Genomic DNA, 17,028 nt, shown 5'->3' with positions numbered 1-17,028 from the left:
CGGCGGCTTCAGGCCGCCGGCCGCTCCACCGCACTCGTCAGCGCATCGCGGAGGAGCTTTTCCTTGGTCTCGTCGAGTGACGTCTTGAGCACAACGCCGCCGGCGCTCTTGATCTCGTTGATTACCTTGTCCGCCGTCATGTGCTTGATCAGGACGAACAAGGCTGCGTTGCCGGGCTGGAGGCTGGTCGACAGGCTCTTCATGAAGGCGTCGTCGATGCCGAAGTCCGATAGCGCGCCGCCGAGCGCGCCGGACGCGGCGCCGACCGCGACTCCGAGGATCGGGTTCAGGAACAGGACGCCGATGAGAAGGCCCCAGAAGCTTCCCGTCATTGCGCCCATGGCAGTGGTATTGACGAGTTGATTGAGCTTGATGCCGCCCGCGTCCGTCTTCACGGCAATCACGGCGTCGCTGATTGTGATCAGATACTCCTTCTGCAGCTTGAATAGCTGCTGGCGGACTTCTTCTGCCTTTGCTTCCGACGGATACACGATCGCGACAAGATCGGACATTGACACCTCCCGTTGATCCAAATGCGAACCGGAGCAGTCGATGCTACCGCGCAAGAATGCCCGCCGCGATTGGAGGAAACCCCGGACGTTGGCGGAGGAATGTCCCGATGGGGCAGGCACAGTTGCGGCATTCATGCCGAAATCCGGGTGGCGTACGACAACCAACAGCGCATCATTTTACGCCGCCCGGGCCGATATCGGACTGAACGATGCCGTCAGCGGCGGCGATTTTGCACGCAGGTGCCCTGCCGTCCGCTCACCGATGCGCGGCATTGGGAGCGGGTCTCATACATGCAGTTGAGCATTCCCTTGATCTTCGAGCACCATGCCAGATCCTGCGCTTGTACGGCCGTCGTCGAACCCATCGCGCTGAGCGCAATGAAGATGGCCGCGGACAGCAAAGCCAGCTTTCTCATGTCGATCTCCTGTCGTCGTGTGAAGCATTCGGAGCCTGAGCGGCCGGTTCCCTTGCCACCTGCTGCTTTGGCGAACGCGCCGCGGCGGGAGCAGGTGCAGCCTTAATGCACCGCTTGCGGCGTCCCCGGTATCGGGTGATTGCCTGACGTTGCCCTGGGAATCTTCTGACTGCTGCCGGAAGGTTCTCCGGATCACGATTGCATCGGTGATCGCTCAGTAGATTTACCGATGGAAGGGAAATGATCTATCGACAAGATCGTCAGCGGAGCAGTTGACCGATGATCATGTCATGCCGATGCGGCCACTGAACATCGCGCTTGTCGCAGCGGTCACCACGCTGCTGGTTGCCGCCTGTGAAAGGGACCCGGCGGAGGATACGTCCCCGGCGCCACGTCCGGTTCGCACGACCACGGTCGAGAAGCGCGAGCTGCTGACGCCGTTCACGTTTACGGGGCGTATCGAGGCGGAGGACGAGATAGGCATCGCATTTCGAATCGGCGGGCGGCTGCTTTCGAACAACACCCGGCTTGGTGATCGCGTCCAGGCCGGCCAGCTTCTGGCGCAACTGGAATCGCAGAACGAAGCGAACGCGCTACGCCAGGCGCAGGCGGCACTTGCTGCTGCGCAAGGCCAGCTCACTCAGGCCCGCAATCATTTCGAGCGTCAGCAGACGCTGCTGGCGCAGGGCTGGACCACCCGCGCCAACTTCGAAGCCGCGACGCAGGCGCAGCAGGCGGCCCAATCGCAGCTCGATATGGCCGAAGCCCAGTTGAGCGCCGCCCACGATCAAGTCGGCTTTACCGAGCTGCGCGCCGATGCGCCGGGCAAGGTCACCGAAACCGGCCCCGCCGCCGGCGAGGTCGTTCAGGCCGGGCAGACGATCGCGAAGATCGCTCGCCAGGACGGTCGCGATGCGGTCTTCGATGTGCCCGCCCAACTGGTGAGAGCGGCGCCTGCCAATCTGCAGGTAACGGTCGCGCTCACGGACGATCCGGCAGTGACGGCGCAAGGGCGCGTCCGGCAGGTCGCCGCCCAGGCCAATCCGGTCACGCGGACCTTCGAGGTCAAGGTGGGCCTTACCGATCCGCCGGCTGCGATGCGGCTCGGGGCGACCGTGGTCGGGCGCGCCGAGGCGAGCTCCGGCCCGATGATCGGCATTCCCGCAACCGCGCTGACCAGGATGAATCAACAGCCGGCCGTCTGGGTCTTCGATCCCTCGGCCAATACGGTCTCAGTGCGGAACGTCGACGTGCTGCGGTTCGACCAGGCACAGGTGATCGTCGCGCAAGGGCTGGATGCCGGCGAGATCGTCGTGACTGCAGGCGTTCAGGCACTTCATCCAGGCCAGAAGGTGCGCGTGCTCGGGTCGGGACGATGAGCGGATTCAACCTTTCGGAATGGGCACTGGGGCGACGCTCGCTGGTCGTCTACCTCATGCTGATAGCGGTAGCCGCCGGCGTCCTGTCATATTTCCGGCTGGGCCGGAACGAGGATCCGGCTTTCACGATCCGGACCATGATCGTTCATGCCGTCTGGCCGGGGGCGACGGCCGACGAGACGATGAAGCAGCTGACCGAGCGCCTCGAGCGCCAATTGCAGGAGACCCCGCATCTGGATTTCCTGCGCAGCTTCACCCGGCCAGGCCTCACGACCATCTTCGTGAACCTCAAGGGGAGCGCCAATGCGCGGGATGTCTCCGATACCTGGTACCACGTGCGGAAGACGATCGGCGACATTCGCCATACGCTGCCCGCTGGTGTCGTCGGGCCGTTCTTCGACGACGATTTCGGCGACACCTTTGGCATCGTCTATGGCTTTACCAGCGATGGCTTCGCGCAACGCGAGTTGCGTGACCGGGTCGAGGCGATCCGTTCGCAGCTCCTGGCTGTGCCGGATGTCGCGAAGATCGAGCTGCTGGGCGCACAGGAGGAAGTGATCTTCGTCGAGTTCTCCAAGCAGGAGCTTGCAAATCTCGGCGTTGATCGCACTGCTCTGATTGCGGCGTTGCGGGCGCAGAACATCGTGATACCGGCGGGAACGATTCAGACCGGCACCGACCGGATATCGCTGCGGGTCTCGGGCAGCTTCCTGTCCGAGCAGGACATTGCCGATATCAACTTCGCCGCCGGCGGCCGCATGCTGCGCCTGAGCGACCTTGCGATGGTGCGGCGGGGCTACGTCGATCCACCCCAGCCACTGTTCCGGATCAACGGCCGTCCGGCGATCGGGCTCGCCATTGCCATGCGCGACGGCGGCGACATCCTCGCGCTCGGCAGGAACGTCAAGGCGGCGATGGCGCGGATCACCGCTGATCTGCCGATCGGGATCGAGCCGAGCCTGGTGGCCGACCAGGCCGTCGTCGTGGGCAAGGCGGTCGGCGAGTTCATGACCTCGTTGTTGCAGGCGATCGCCATCATTCTGGTCGTGAGCTTCATCAGTCTCGGCGTTCGTCCGGGCCTGATCATCGCGCTGGCGATCCCGCTCACGCTTGCGATCGTGTTTCCGGTCATGGCGGTCCTTCAGATCGACATGCAGCGGATATCGCTCGGGGCCCTGATCATTGCGCTTGCCCTGCTGGTCGATGATGCCATGACGACGACGGATGCCAAGCTCATTCGCCTGGCATTGGGCGACGGCAAGGTCGAGGCCGCCAGTTACGCCTTCCGGACCCACGCGCTTGCCATGCTTGCGGGGACGCTCGTGACGATCGCGGGCTTCATTCCGGTCGGCTTTGCCGCCAGCGCCGCGAGCGAATACACGTTCTCGCTGTTCGCTGTGGTCGCGATCGCGCTATTGGCGTCCTGGTTCGTCGCGGTGATCTTCGCGCCACTGCTCGGCGTTGCCATCCTTGTCCCGCCCAAGCAGAAGGGCGCTGCGGCTCCCGGACGGGTGTTCCGGCTGTATCGACGCTTACTGATATCGGCGATCCGCGCCAAATGGCTGACCCTCGGTGGGACGGCCGCGCTGTTCGTCGCCTCCGTGCTCGCGCTGCCGCTCATTCCGCAACAGTTCTTTCCGTCCTCCGATCGGCCGGAACTGCTGGTCGATCTCAGCCTGCCGCAGAACTCGTCGATTTTTGCCAGCGAAACCGCGGCAAAGCGTCTGGACAAGATGCTGACGGGCGATCCCGATGTCGCGCATTGGAGCACCTATGTCGGGCGCGGTGCGATCCGGTTCTACCTGCCGCTCAGCGTCGAATTGCCGAACGACTTCTTCACGCAGGCGGTCGTCGTCGCCAAAGATATTGGGGCGCGTGAGCGGCTGCATGGCAAGCTGGAACGATTCCTCGCCGATGAGTTTCCGAACGCGATCTCGTCGGTGTCGCCGCTCGGCCTTGGCCCCCCGATCGGATGGCCGCTGCAGTATCGCGTCAGCGGCCCCGACGTCGAGCGGGTGCGCGACATCGCGCTCGAGGTCGCACGGATCGTCGGCGCCGATCCGGCCGCCAAGAGCGTGAATTTCGACTGGATGGAGCCCGATCGCCAGGTGCGCATTCGCGTCAACCAGGACGAGGCCCGACTTCTCGGCCTCAGTTCGCAGACGATTTCCACCGTTCTGAACGCCGTGATATCCGGCACGCCGGTCACGCAGGTGCGCGACGATATCTACCTGGTCGATGTGGTGGTCCGCGCAACCGATGAACAGCGCGTCTCGCTGGCGAGCTTACGCACGTTGCAGATGCCGATCGCGGGTGGCCGGACCGTTCCACTGAGCCAGTTTGCATCTTTCGAGTATGATCAGGAGTTTCCACTGATCTGGCGACGAGATCGCGTGCCCACGCTTACGGTTCGGGCCGCCATTGCCGACCGTGTGCTGCCGGAGACGGTCGTCAACAGGCAGGCCGCGGCCATGGCAAAGCTGAAGACGGCGCTGCCGGCTTCGTACCGCGTCGTGGTCGGTGGCACGGTGGAGGAAAGCCGGAATTCGCAGGCATCCGTCATGGCGGTGGTGCCTGTGATGCTGTTCGTCATGTTCACGGTCCTGATGGCCCAGTTGCAGAGCTTTCCGCGATTGTTGATGGTCGTCAGCGTTGCACCGCTCGGTCCGATCGGCGTCGTCGCAGCACTGCTGTTGTCGGGCCGGCCATTGGGCTTCGTCGCCATTCTCGGTGTGCTTGCGCTGCTCGGCATGATCAGCAAGAACGCGGTCATCCTGATCGGCCAGATCGAGGCGGAGCGTTCACTGGGGAAGGGACCCTGGCAGGCCGCGGTGGACGCCAGCAGTTCCCGCTTTCGTCCAATCATGCTGACGGCCGTCTCCACCGTTCTCGGCATGATCCCGATTGCTCCGACGGTGTTCTGGGGGCCGATGGCCTTTGCGATCATGGGCGGCCTGCTGGTCGCGACCGGTCTGACCTTGGTCTTCCTGCCGACACTGTATGTGGCCTGGTTTGGCGGAAAGGAGCCGGCCGAAGCTTCTGGCGCTTCGTTCTCGGCCTGAGAGCGTGTGGGCAGTGAGGGTAATCCCGGACCTCGACTAGGTGATCACCTGATTGGCCATGCGCGCTCCACGGCGCATCGTCCGGGTCCCAACGAGCGAAGCGGCCGCAGCGCCGACTATCGTTCGCGGTTCGAGGCCCTTCACATGAGTGCGATGCCGTCGATCCAGAAACTTTCGCTGTTTGCTCTGACGGCCATGGTGGTCGGCTCCATGGTCGGTTCCGGCATCTTCTCGCTGCCGCGCACATTCGGCATCGCAACCGGTCCATTCGGCGCCATCTTCGCCTGGTGCATCGCCGGCGGCGGCATGTACACGCTGGCGCGCGTGTTTCAGTCGTTGGCGGAGCGAAAACCCGAACTCGACGCTGGTGTCTACGCCTATGCGAAAGCAGGTTTCGGCGATTATCCCGGCTTCCTGTCGGCGCTTGGCTATTGGATGGGAAGCTGCATTGGCAACGTGTCGTATTGGGTCCTGATCAAGTCGACCTTGGGCGCGTTCTTTCCCGTGTTCGGTGACGGCAATACCGTCATCGCGATCATCGTTGCCTCGATCGGAATCTGGCTCTTCCACTTCATGATCCTGCGTGGCGTGCAACAGGCCGCCGCGATCAACACCATCGTGACCATCGCCAAGATCGTGCCGATCCTGGTCTTTATCGTCATCCTGATCTTCGCCTTCAAGGCCGACCAGTTCAGCGACAATTTCTGGGGCGGCGAGGGCATGCCGGACAAGGGACTCTTCGAGCAGATCCGCGCGACCATGCTGGTCACGGTGTTCGTGTTCCTCGGGATCGAAGGCGCCAGCGTTTATTCCCGCTATGCCAAGGAGCGATCCCATGTCGGCGCGGCGACGATCATCGGCTTTGTGATGGTGACCAGCCTGATGGTGCTCGTCACCATGTTGCCCTACGCCGTGCTGCCGCGCGCCGACATCGCCGAGATGCGACAGCCGTCCATGGCGGCGGTGCTGGAGGCCGTGGTAGGACATTGGGGCGCGGTCTTCGTCAGCATCGGACTTCTGGTTTCGGTGCTCGGGGCTTATCTCGCCTGGAGCCTGATCTGCACCGAAGTTCTTTCGGCCGCGGGCCGCACCAGGGATATGCCGGCCCTGTTCGGCACCGAGAACGAGAACAAGGTCCCGGCGGCGGCGCTGTGGCTGACCAACATCGTCGTCCAGCTCTTCGTCATCAGCACCTACTGGTCGCGGGACGCCTTCTCGTTGATGCTCAATCTGACGAGCGTCATGAATTTGATCCCGTTTTTCCTGCTCGCCGCCTACGGGCTCCTGCTGGTCAAGCGGGGCGAGACCTATGAGAAGCGTCCAGACGAGCGTCGAAGCGGGCTGGTCTTTACCGGAATTGCGCTGATCTACACGCTCTTCCTGATCTATGCGGCCGGAATGAAATATCTGCTGCTGTCGGCCATCCTCTACGCGCCCGGCACGGCACTGTATTTGTGGGCACGCCTCGAGCAAAAGGCGAGAGTCTTCACCTTCGTCGAGTGGATCATTTTCATTGTCGTTGCGATCGGCGCGGTCATCGGCATTCATGGCCTGGCCACCGGCTACATCACGATCTGAGCGGAGCAGTTCCGGAGATAGGCCTCATGACAAAGCAGACATCGGATGCAGGGATTCCCTTCGGTGTTCATTCGGAAGTCGGCCAGCTGCGCAAGGTGATGGTCTGTTCGCCGGGGCGGGCTCATCAACGTCTGACGCCGACGAACTGCGACACCTTGCTGTTCGACGACGTCCTATGGGTCGACAATGCCAAGCGCGATCATTTCGATTTCGTGCAGAAGATGCGTGACCGCGGTATCGAAGTCGTCGAGATGCACAATCTGCTCGCCGACACGGTCGCCATTCCGGAGGCGAGGACGTGGATTCTCGACAACCAGGTGATCCCCAATCAGGTTGGCCTCGGCCTGATCGACGAGCTGCGCGGCTATCTCGAAAGCCTCAAGCCGCGCGAGCTGGCGGAGACGCTGATCGGCGGATTGTCGACCCAGGACTTTCCGGAAGCCCGCGGCGGCGAGACGCTCAGGCTCATCCGGGAAGCGGCCGGCATGACGGAGTATCTTCTGCCGCCCCTTCCCAACACCCTGTACACGCGCGATACGACCTGCTGGATCTACGGAGGGGTTACGCTGAATTCGCTGTTCTGGCCGGCGCGCCACGAAGAGCCTATCCTCGCCGCCGCCATCTATAAATTCCATCCGGATTTCGCCGGCAAGGTCAACGTCTGGTGGGGCGATCCGACACAGGATCACGGCCTTGCGACGCTCGAGGGCGGCGACGTGATGCCGATCGGAAAGGGTAACGTGCTGATCGGATTGAGCGAGCGCACCTCGCGGCAGGCCATCAGCCAGCTCGCTGCCACCTTGTTCAAGAAGCAGGCGGCCGAGCGCGTGATCGTGGCTGCCATGCCCAAGCTTCGAGCGGCGATGCATCTGGATACGGTCTTCACATTCGCCGATCGCGATTGCGTGCTGCTTTATCCGGACATCGTCAACAATATCGCGGCATTTTCCTACCGTCCGGCCGACAGCTCTGCAGGCATCGAACTGCGGAAGGATGAAAAGCCCTTCGTCGCGGTCGTGGCAGAGGCGCTTGGGCTGAAGAAGCTGCGCGTGGTGGAGACGGGCGGAAATGCCTATATGCGCGAGCGCACCCAGTGGGATAGCGGTGCCAATCTCGTCTGCGCATCCCCTGGCGTCGTGTTCGCCTATGACCGCAACACCTACACCAACACGCTGCTGCGCAAGGAAGGCATCGAGGTCATTACCATCGTTGGTGCGGAACTCGGACGTGGTCGCGGCGGCGGTCATTGCATGACCTGTCCGATCACCAGGGACGCGGTCGACTATTAAGCCCGCATCAGCGGTCACTGCGAGCTCCTACGAAACGATGATCGATCTGATCAACCCATGATTTAATCGAATAACATTAACACGCCACAATCGTGTCGCAGCCTGACGCGAATCCCGATGTATGCGACAGCCATCGAGGGATGCCATGCGAAGGTCCAGAATTCTTCTGCCGATCTTTGGTCTGCTCGGCGCAAGCACGGCAGGTGCAGCCGACCTTGATGTCACCGAGTTCAAGACGATCGCGGCCCCTGTGCCGTATACCTCCACACCCACCTGGAGCGTCGTCGGTTCCATCGCGCCCACCTTCACCGACAACGCCCTGTTTAGCCGCGACAACCGCAAGTCGGACGTTTACTACGTGCCCGACGTGAGCGTCCGGCTGGACGGGAACCTCAGCAATGACCTGTCGTACCGCCTCTATGCGCGGGCGCAATATGAAGCGTTTTCGCGGGAGAAGGACAGCAACTTTGCCGTCGCGCGGATGGGCGGGCGCCTGACCCAAAATTGGGATGGCTGGCGTTTCTCCGCCATTTACGAGCATCGCTACGATTTTGACGGTATCTACCGCGACCTGGCCTTCACCTCGGACGATGTGATGGGCTCGGTTGCGCGCGACTTCCGCTTCAACAACGCGACGTTTTCGCCATTGCTGCTCCTGACCTATCGATTTTCCGACCTGGCGGAGGCGCGCCGCTGGCGATTCGACGCCGTGCTCGGTATCGAGGTCAAGCTCGATTCTAAATGGTCGATCGTGAGCACGCCGTTGTTCGAGGCTTACTGGTTCACCGATGGGCTCAATCGCGGACGACACGATCAGCTCTATTCGGCGGACGTCGGTCTGAAGTATAATTTTGCGAGCAATGTGTCGCTCACGACGACCGTGCTGTACGAGGCGCGAACGTCGAACGTGCCGCTACGGCGATATAGGGACGTTCGCATCGGCCCTCGTCTGGATTTCGCATTCTGAGAGGTATCCGATTGATGCACGCAAGAAGCATGTCGCTGTTGATCGGTATTGTTGTGGGCATCGCGGCAACATCCGTTGCCGCCGCCGATCCGCGCGACGCCGTCGATCGAAGCCAGCGTCTTGATACCGATGCGCTTCGGGACGATGCTGCGATAAACCGTCTGACGCTACCATCGCATCCCCTGCAGATTGCGCCGCCTCCGACGACTCCGAAAGCAAGGATGGAACGCAGGAGGAAGTCCGGCGCAAATGGTGGCAGCAGCCGCTAGCGTCATCGCTACGTTGCTAGGCATAGCCGCCTATCGGCGCGGGAGTTCGCTGTCTCGGAACTCCGCTGCTCGGAATCCCGCATTTTTAATCTCTGTTGCGCCAAATTCGAGCGCTTGCGCAGGGCACGAACCGCTTTCTCGCGCAGGGCAGACGGCGCGTCGCGGATTCAAGATTTAAATCCCATGGGAATGCTACCTCTTGTTGTGGGGCGATTCCGGGGTGTATAGTCGGATCGGCTCCAAGGCGCGTCCGCGAGCCGGCGAGGGGAGAAGTCCCCGAACAGGCGAGCGGACACAGGCGATGCTGTTGTCAGCGTCGCGATGTCGCCGGAGAAGAGTGAGTGCGTATCGTGAAGGCACATGTCTCCCCCGCCAGCGAGTCGCATCGAACCGGCCTCGGGAACTGGCTGCAGACAGGTTCGGAACAATCGACCGAAGCGCTCTATTGGACGTTTTCGGCTGATCTCCTCTTCGTCGTGCGTCCGTCTCCTGAAGGGCGCTTCGTCTATGAGGCGATCAATCCGGAGTTTGGGTCCCGGCTCGGTCTCTCGCCGGAAGACGTCTACGACATGGATGTGTTCGATTGCATGAACGCGGGCGACGCTAGAATCGTCTGCCAGGCGCTGGGGGCGTGCGTTGCGGAAGGAGCGGAAATCAGGATCCGGCAGCGTCTCGCGTTCGGCGGCTCGCCCCGGAACGTCGAAACGGTAGTAACTCCGGTCGTTCAATCTTCGCGTGGTGGTGCGGTTCGCTTGATCGGCAGCCACCGCGCCCTGCGCAGCCGCGCGTTCGAGAGCGGGGTCGGACAGGGCAACGGGCTCGACGTGAATCTCGCCCTGGTATCGATCCAGGAAGGCATCCAGCAGCGGATAGCGTCCGATCTCCACGATTCGACCTGCCAGCACCTGATTGCCGCGAGTCTCGGTCTCATGCGGATCCGAAGCAGCATCGGCGAACCGGACTTGGCCGAGCGGCTCTGCGACGAGATCGATGCATCGATCGATGAAGCCCTCCGGGAAATCCGCGCCTTTGCCTACCTGCTGCATCCCCGGAACCTCGCCGGTGAGGGCCTGAAGGCTGCGATCGAGCGGTACGCTGAGGGATTTGCGGCCCGCACGTCGTTGCGCGCGAGTGTCAACATCGTGCCGGATGTGGATCGGTTGCCTTACGAGACGAAACGAACGTTGCTGCGGGTCGTCCAGGAAGCGCTGACGAACGTCTTCCGTCATGCGAACGCCACCGAGGTGGCCATCGTCATCGATACCGCGGACGGCCGGTTTCACCTGACGCTCAGCGACAATGGACGTGGGCTCCCGCCGGGTTTCGGCAGGAGCGCGGTCTCTGTTGGTGTCGGAATTCCGGCGATGCAGGCACGGCTGCACGAGATCGGAGGTACGCTCGACATCCAATCCAGTCGCGCGCCCCGGCATGCCGGCACGGTGCTGTGTGCAGTATTTCCCTATGCTCTCTCGGCGAACAGGGCCAATCGCCGCGGGGCCACGACAAATGCAAGGGCCCGCGCAGGCGCACAATCAGCGAAAAAACACTAACCGCGGGGCGGCGGGCCGGGGTCACGGCCCATCGCCGATGCGGATTCGGAGTGCTCTGCCATGAAGCGAATTCTCATCGCGGACGATCATGAGGCGGTACGGTCGGGCTTGCGGGCGGTGCTCGAGCAACGGGTGGATTGGGAGGTGGTCGCCGAGGTGAATGACGGCGGCATGGCGGTAGCAGCCGCGATCGAAAGCCGGCCCCATGTCGCCATCGTCGACTTCTCGATGCCGCGCATGACCGGTGTCGAGGTGGCGCGGCGGATCAGAGAGTATCCGCTGCAGACCGAAGTGCTGATCTTCACGGTGCACAATTCGGGCTTGCTTGCCCAGCAAGCATTCGAGGCGGGAGCGCGTGCATTCCTGGTGAAGTCCGACGCCAACAAGCTGCTTGTCGCAGCTGTCGAAGCCTTGTTGCTGCACCGGCCATTCTGGCCCCGGAAGACCGAACTCGACCATGCGCCGCGGACCAACGGCGAGCGGCATCACGAACTCACGGCTCGCGAGCAACTGGTCGTCAGGCTGGTCGCGGAGGGATACAGCAACAAGGGCATCAGTGCGATCCTCGACCTCAGCGTCAAGACCACCGAGGCCCATCGGGCAGCAGCGATGCGCAAGCTGGAGGTGAACTCGACGGCGGGGCTGGTCCGGTACGCCGTTCGGACCGGGCTGGTCGAGGCTTGAAACGGCGATATTGGCGAGCAATGCGGGCGTCGGTACCTTCGCCGGGAGATATCAGGGTTTTGTGGGATAACGATTCCAGCCACGCTCCCTATGATCGTTCGACTATGCTGCCGGTTTGCTGCCGGTATCGGCCCGGAAGCGCAAGGGTCGGCCAACGGGAACGACACGGTGAAACGCATCTTGATTGCGGATGATCATGAAGTTGTGCGTTCCGGGCTGCGTGCAATCATCGAAGCGCATTCCAGCTGGATCGTGAGCGGCGTGGCGACCGATGGCGAGCAGGCGGTCGCGCTGGCGCTCGAGACCAGGCCGGACATCGTGATCGTCGACTACTCCATGCCGGTCATGAACGGGTTGGAGGTCAGTCGCCGTCTCAAGGCGCTCCACCTTGGCGCGCAGGTCCTGATTCTGACGATGCACGAGAGCGAAGAGCTTCTGACCGAAGCCATTCTGGCCGGGGTGCGCGGCTTTCTGTTCAAGTCAGACGCACGCAAGCACCTCATTTCCGCCATCGAGGCCCTGCTCGACGGTAGGCCCTACTTCACCAGCATCCTGCTGGAGAGGCTGCTGCACGACTACCAGGGCAACAAGGAGAATCGGGCCGACATGCTGCTGACGTCACGCGAACAGAGCGTGGTCCAGCTGATCGCGGAGGGGCATACCAACAGGTCGATCAGCTCCATCCTGAAACTGAGTGTGAAGACCGTCGAGACCCATCGCGCCTCGGCCATGCGCAAGCTCAGGATGTCGTCCACCGCTGAGCTCGTCCGCTATGCGATCCGCAAGAAGTTGGTCTTGCCCTGAACAGACGCTGATGTCGGCAATCGCGAAAGGCGCTGAGTTTGCGCCTCGACAAAGTGGTCGTGACTGCAACCGCTTACCTTTTCGGGTGCTGACACGGGTTTCGTGTCGCACGCGATGGGAAGCAAGCCGTGATTGGAACCAGCCTCTGTAAATGGGCCATCAGCTACTTCGCGGTCGCAATCGTATGGCTGCTGCTCGCGGAAGTGCTTATTGTCGCCGGGTTCGGCTTCCCGAACCACGACATCGGTGGCCCGGACACGCTCGTCATCGTGCACATGGTCAGCATCGGCTGGTTGAGCATGGTCCTGTGTGGCGCGCTGTTCCAGTTCGTGCCGGTGCTGGTCGCAAGGCCGCTTTATGCGGAGCGATGGGCACTGCCGGCTCTGGCGCTGCTGACGCTTGGGCTGACCATCCTGCTCGCGGGCTTCCTGACGCTTGGCGGGCACTTCGACGGGTCGCCGCGGCTGCTGCCTGTCGGCGCGAGCCTGCTGATTGCCGGTTTCGCGTTGGTCGTTGCCAATCTCGGCATGACGCTCTGGTCGGCCCGTCCGCTGCCCGGGCCGGCGCGGTTCGTCGCAGCCGGGCTTGCCTGCATCTGTGTCACGGCGGCATTCGGCGGCATGTTCTCTCTGGTGCTGTCCGGAACCGCTATCGGCGCGCAATGGCCGGACCTGCTCGTGTCGGGCGTTCCGATCCACGCGATTGCAGGGCTTGGCGGATGGCTGACCTTCACGGCCATGGGCGTCAGCTATCGCCTGCTGGCGATGTTCATGCTCGCGCCCGACGGCGATGCGAGGCTGGGGCGGCTTGCCTGGCTTGCCGGCATTGCGGCGCTGGCCGTCGGAGCTGTCGGCGGCGTGCTTGCACTCTGGCGCGCGACCGGGGTGAATTTGGCGCTCCTGCTGGCAGGAGCTGCCGCGCTGCTGTCACTAATCGCCTACGGCCGCGACGTGCTCGGCCTGTACAGAGCCCGCAAACGTCGCGCGCTCGAGCTCAACACGCGCATGAGCCTCGTTGCGCTGGCGAGCCTGATTGCGGTCGCGATCCTCGGCGCCGCGTTTCTTGCGACCGGTTCTCTCCAGGCGCATGTCGCAGCGCTCGCCTTTCTCGTCGCGTTCGGCTGGCTCACCGGCCTCGTGCTCGCCAATCTCTACAAGATCGTCCCGTTCCTGACCTGGCTCGAGACCTACGGTCCGGTGATGGGCAGAGTGCCGACGCCCCGCGTGCAGGATCTCGTTGACGAGCGCCGCGCGTTGAAATGGTTTGTGCTGTTCTTTGCCGGAAGCTGGGCGGCAACCTTGATGCTCCTGGTCGACGCGGCACTCGGCTTCCGCGTCGCCGTCGCGGTCGCGACGCTTGCGACGCTCGGCCTGGGCGAGGAGCTTATCAGGGCAAGGCGGCTTGCGGACGTGGCAGAGCCGCTGCGCCTGCCGACGGGAGCAGTCGTGCCCCATCTGTTGGTCTCGCGAAACTGAAAGGAGACTGCAATGACCCAATTCATCGACGTCGATGTCCGGCCGATCCTGCGTGCAGGCGGCGAGCCGTTCTCGATCATCATGGCCGCGCTCGAGCGGCTCGAGCCCGGGGAGGGGCTGCGGCTCTATGCCCCCTTCAAACCGGTGCCCCTGTTCGACGTCATGGCGAGCAAGGGCTTTGCGCATCGGGAGGCCGAGCTCGAAGGCGGCGAATGGGAGATCCGGTTCATGCCGGACGACGGCTCGTTCGAAGCGACTGAACCGGCGCCCGCGGTGATGAGTGGTGGCGATTGGCCGGAGCCCGTGGTTCATCTCGACAACCGAGACCTCGATCCGCCGGAGCCGATGGTGCGGATTCTGGCTGCAATGGAGCGGCTCGCGCCCGGTCAGACGCTCTGCGCTTTGCTCAGTCGTGAGCCGGTCTTCCTGTTTCGGGAACTGACCAAGCGCGGCCATCAGTGGCGCGGCGGCTTCACGCCGCAGAAGGACACATATCAACTGACAGTGAGGGTTTGCGCATGACGATCAACGACGACGATCTCGTGGCTCAGATAAGGCAGGCGCTGAAGGTCGTGATCGATCCGGAGCTCGGGCACAACATCGTCGATCTCGGCTTCGTCTATGATGTGTCGATCGACGACGGCGCGGCGCACATCACCATGACGGCGACGACACCGGGTTGTCCCGCCGCATCATTTCTCAAGGAGGGCGTCGCCAACAGCGCGTGCCTGGTTCCTGGCGTGGAATCGGTCGACGTCACCATGACGTTCGAGCCGCCCTGGCAGCCCTGGATGATCTCGCCAGGCGTCAAGGCGTCGCTCGGCTTTGCCGAGGTGAACTGATCCGGCGAGGCGGCCGGCTAGACGCCTTCGGCGCCCGGGCCGGACCAGATCCTTGCCGGTATTCGAAGCTTTGCCAGGTCGAGCAGGTTGATCGCCCGGGCGGCGATCTGGTCGATCACTTCATCCAGCGATTGTGGTTTCAGATAGAAGGCCGGCATCGGCGGGGCGATGATCGCGCCGATCTCGGTCGCCTGCAGCATCGCTCTGAGATGGCCGAGATGCAGCGGGCTCTCGCGGACCAGCAACACCAGCCGGCGCCGTTCCTTGAGCTGCACGTCGGCCGCGCGCGTCAGAAGGTTGTCGAGCTGTCCCCAGGCGATGGCCGAGAGCGTACGGATCGAGCACGGCGCCACGATCATGCCCGCGACCGGATACGAGCCGCTGGCGATCGCGGCGCCGATGTCGGAATGAAGATGGTGGCGGAAGGCGAGGGCGCGCAGCCGCGCCAACGCACCGCTCCCGACTTCTTCGTTCAGCGTACGCTCTGCCGCGGGCGAAACCACGAGGTGCACCGCGTAGTGTGGATCATCGGCCAGCAGCTCGACGATGCGCATGCCGATCGCGGCGCCCGAGGCGCCGCTGATGCCGACGATGATGCCTTGCCGCCTGCTCATGTGAGGACCGGAGCCGGCATGCCGGACAGGCCGAGATTCGACCACATCGCATCGACGCGCGCGACCACGGCGGGATCCATGGCCAGCGGAACGCCCCAGTCCCGATCCGTCTCCGGTGGAATTTTGACGGTGGCGTCGATGCCGAGCTTGCCGCCGAGCCCGGATTTCGGCGAGGCGAAATCGAGATAGTCGATCGGCGTGTCGGTGAGCGTCACGAGATCGCGCGAGGAATCGCTGCGCGTCGAGACCGCCCACATCACGGCGCGCCAGTCGCGGATGTCGATGTCGTCGTCGACGACGATCAGGAGCTTTGTGTAGCTGAACTGCGGCAGCATCGACCACAGGCCCAGCATCAGCCGCCGCGCCTGACCGGGATAGCGTTTTTTGATCGCCGCAATCGCGATGCGGTAGGAGCAGGCCTCCGGCGGCAGCCAGCAGTCGGTCACTTCAGGGAATTGCTGCCGGATCAGCGGCACGAAGAGCTGGTTGAGCGCCTCGCCGATCCGAGACGGCTCGTCCGGCGGCCGGCCCGTGAAGGTCGAGAGGTACACAGGCTGACGTCGGCTGGTGACCGCCGTCACGCGCATTACGGGGAAACGTTCGACGGAATTATAGTACCCGGTGTGATCGCCATAGGGCCCCTCGGGCGCGGTTTCGGTCGCGGAAACAAAACCCTCGATGACGATTTCGGCCTCGGCCGGTATCGCGAGCGGGACCGTGAGGCATGGCGCGAGGTCGGGCCGTTCGCCGCGCAGGATGCCGGAGAAGCGCAGCTCGGACAGCGTCTCGGGCAGCGGCAGCACTGCGGCAAGGATCGTGGCGGGATCGGCGCCGATGACGATCGCGACCGGCATGTCGCGCCCGAGCGCCTTCCATTGCTGGTGATGCCGGGCGCCGCCGCGATGCGCGAGCCAGCGGATGATGGCGCGGTCGCGCCCGAGCACCTGCATGCGGTAGACGCCGACATTCTCCTCCTGGTCGGCCATCGCGGATTCCGTCGGCACGGTGATCACGAGTGGCCAGGTGATCAGCGGCGCCGGCTCGCCGGGCCAGCAGATCTGGACCGGCAATTTTGCAAGATCGACGTCGGGCCCCATCGCGACGCAGTCCTGCACCGGGGCCGCCGCGCGTGTGCGCGGGCGCGTCGACAGCGCGGCGCGCGCGAGCGGGATCTTGTCGAGGGCATCCCTGATGCCGTGCGGCGGCCGCGGCGCGCGGAGCTCGGCCATCAGCTCGCCGAGCTCTCCGAGACGATCGGGCGTGATGCCCATTCCCCACGCGATCCGCTCGACTGTTCCGAACAGGTTGGTGAGGAGCGGCATCTCCGACGCGCTGCCGTCGGCCTTGACGGGCTGCTCGAACAATAATGCAGGTCCGTGTGCCTCGAGCACACGCCGGTGGATTTCCGTGATCTCGTGGACGACGGAGACCTTCTCGCGAATGCGTCGCAACTGCCCCCGGCTTTCGATGAAGCGCAGGAAGTCGGACAAGTCGCGAAAGCGCGGCACATCACGTTGCAACTGGACAAGCTCCCAAAAATCAGAGCTAGCCGGGTTGTTTTCGGTCTTCATTGTTCCGGCTCAAATA

At 63.4% G+C, this 17,028-nt stretch carries 16 protein-coding genes; 12 read left to right on the top strand and 4 right to left on the bottom strand.

Annotated elements, in window-relative coordinates:
- Positions 1-8: 8 nt before the first annotated feature.
- Positions 9-512: a DUF1269 domain-containing protein gene (locus RAD04_RS35535; protein WP_028143792.1), complete on the bottom strand. Its 504-nt coding sequence runs from the start codon at positions 510-512 to the stop codon at positions 9-11.
- A gap of 215 nt (positions 513-727) precedes the next feature.
- The gene (locus tag RAD04_RS35530; RefSeq protein WP_461627498.1) at positions 728-928 is read right to left on the bottom strand and encodes a DUF3551 domain-containing protein; all 201 of its coding nucleotides are present in this window, start codon (positions 926-928) and stop codon (positions 728-730) included.
- Between the two features lie 290 nt (positions 929-1,218).
- On the opposite strand from RAD04_RS35530, the gene RAD04_RS35525 reads away from it, so the two are divergent.
- The 12 genes from RAD04_RS35525 to RAD04_RS35470 all read left to right on the top strand — a co-directional run bounded on the left by RAD04_RS35525 (position 1,219) and on the right by RAD04_RS35470 (position 14,827).
- On the top strand, positions 1,219-2,307 hold the full coding sequence (locus RAD04_RS35525; RefSeq protein WP_461627497.1) for an efflux RND transporter periplasmic adaptor subunit: 1,089 nt from the start codon (positions 1,219-1,221) through the stop codon (positions 2,305-2,307).
- The gene (locus tag RAD04_RS35520) at positions 2,304-5,369 is read left to right on the top strand and encodes an efflux RND transporter permease subunit (protein WP_461627496.1); all 3,066 of its coding nucleotides are present in this window, start codon (positions 2,304-2,306) and stop codon (positions 5,367-5,369) included. The genes RAD04_RS35525 and RAD04_RS35520 overlap by 4 nt, the downstream gene beginning before the upstream one ends.
- 144 nt (positions 5,370-5,513) lie before the next feature.
- A complete protein-coding gene (locus RAD04_RS35515; protein ID WP_461627495.1) occupies positions 5,514-6,947 on the top strand; it encodes a basic amino acid/polyamine antiporter in 1,434 nt (477 codons plus the stop codon).
- Positions 6,948-6,973: 26 nt separating this feature from the next.
- A complete protein-coding gene (gene arcA, locus RAD04_RS35510) occupies positions 6,974-8,236 on the top strand; it encodes an arginine deiminase (protein ID WP_461627494.1) in 1,263 nt (420 codons plus the stop codon).
- Between the two features lie 145 nt (positions 8,237-8,381).
- Entirely contained in the window at positions 8,382-9,203 is an 822-nt protein-coding gene (locus RAD04_RS35505) for an outer membrane beta-barrel protein (RefSeq protein WP_461627493.1), read from the top strand.
- A 29-nt stretch (positions 9,204-9,232) separates the two neighbouring features.
- The gene (locus tag RAD04_RS35500) at positions 9,233-9,472 is read left to right on the top strand and encodes a hypothetical protein (protein WP_461627492.1); all 240 of its coding nucleotides are present in this window, start codon (positions 9,233-9,235) and stop codon (positions 9,470-9,472) included.
- 341 nt (positions 9,473-9,813) lie between these two features.
- The gene (locus tag RAD04_RS35495) at positions 9,814-11,022 is read left to right on the top strand and encodes a sensor histidine kinase (protein WP_461627491.1); all 1,209 of its coding nucleotides are present in this window, start codon (positions 9,814-9,816) and stop codon (positions 11,020-11,022) included.
- Positions 11,023-11,082: 60 nt separating this feature from the next.
- Positions 11,083-11,706 carry a response regulator gene (locus RAD04_RS35490; protein WP_461627490.1) on the top strand — a complete coding sequence of 208 codons (624 nt, stop codon included), beginning with the start codon at positions 11,083-11,085 and terminating at the stop codon, positions 11,704-11,706.
- Positions 11,707-11,874: 168 nt separating this feature from the next.
- Complete coding sequence (locus RAD04_RS35485; protein ID WP_028143785.1) at positions 11,875-12,510, top strand: response regulator; 636 nt, start codon at positions 11,875-11,877, stop codon at positions 12,508-12,510.
- A 128-nt stretch (positions 12,511-12,638) separates the two neighbouring features.
- Positions 12,639-13,985: a hypothetical protein gene (locus RAD04_RS35480; protein ID WP_461627489.1), complete on the top strand. Its 1,347-nt coding sequence runs from the start codon at positions 12,639-12,641 to the stop codon at positions 13,983-13,985.
- A 12-nt stretch (positions 13,986-13,997) separates the two neighbouring features.
- Positions 13,998-14,507, top strand: coding sequence for a DUF2249 domain-containing protein (locus RAD04_RS35475; protein ID WP_461627488.1), 510 nt, complete (start codon positions 13,998-14,000; stop codon positions 14,505-14,507).
- Positions 14,504-14,827, top strand: a complete 324-nt coding sequence (locus RAD04_RS35470) for a metal-sulfur cluster assembly factor (RefSeq protein ID WP_038949673.1) — start codon at positions 14,504-14,506, stop codon at positions 14,825-14,827. Before RAD04_RS35475 ends, RAD04_RS35470 begins: the two co-directional genes overlap by 4 nt.
- A gap of 17 nt (positions 14,828-14,844) precedes the next feature.
- Here RAD04_RS35470 and RAD04_RS35465 read toward each other — a convergent pair whose 3' ends face one another.
- Together RAD04_RS35465 and RAD04_RS35460 are read right to left on the bottom strand one after the other, a co-directional pair.
- Positions 14,845-15,441, bottom strand: a complete 597-nt coding sequence (locus RAD04_RS35465; RefSeq protein ID WP_461627487.1) for a UbiX family flavin prenyltransferase — start codon at positions 15,439-15,441, stop codon at positions 14,845-14,847.
- Positions 15,438-17,012 carry a UbiD family decarboxylase gene (locus RAD04_RS35460; RefSeq protein ID WP_461627486.1) on the bottom strand — a complete coding sequence of 525 codons (1,575 nt, stop codon included), beginning with the start codon at positions 17,010-17,012 and terminating at the stop codon, positions 15,438-15,440. Before RAD04_RS35460 ends, RAD04_RS35465 begins: the two co-directional genes overlap by 4 nt.
- Positions 17,013-17,028 lie beyond the last annotated feature (16 nt).

The sequence above is a fragment of the Bradyrhizobium sp. 25ACV genome (assembly GCF_054863005.1).
The sequence above is the reverse complement of the archived record's forward strand: the minus strand, read 5'-3'. Positions and strand labels throughout refer to the sequence as shown.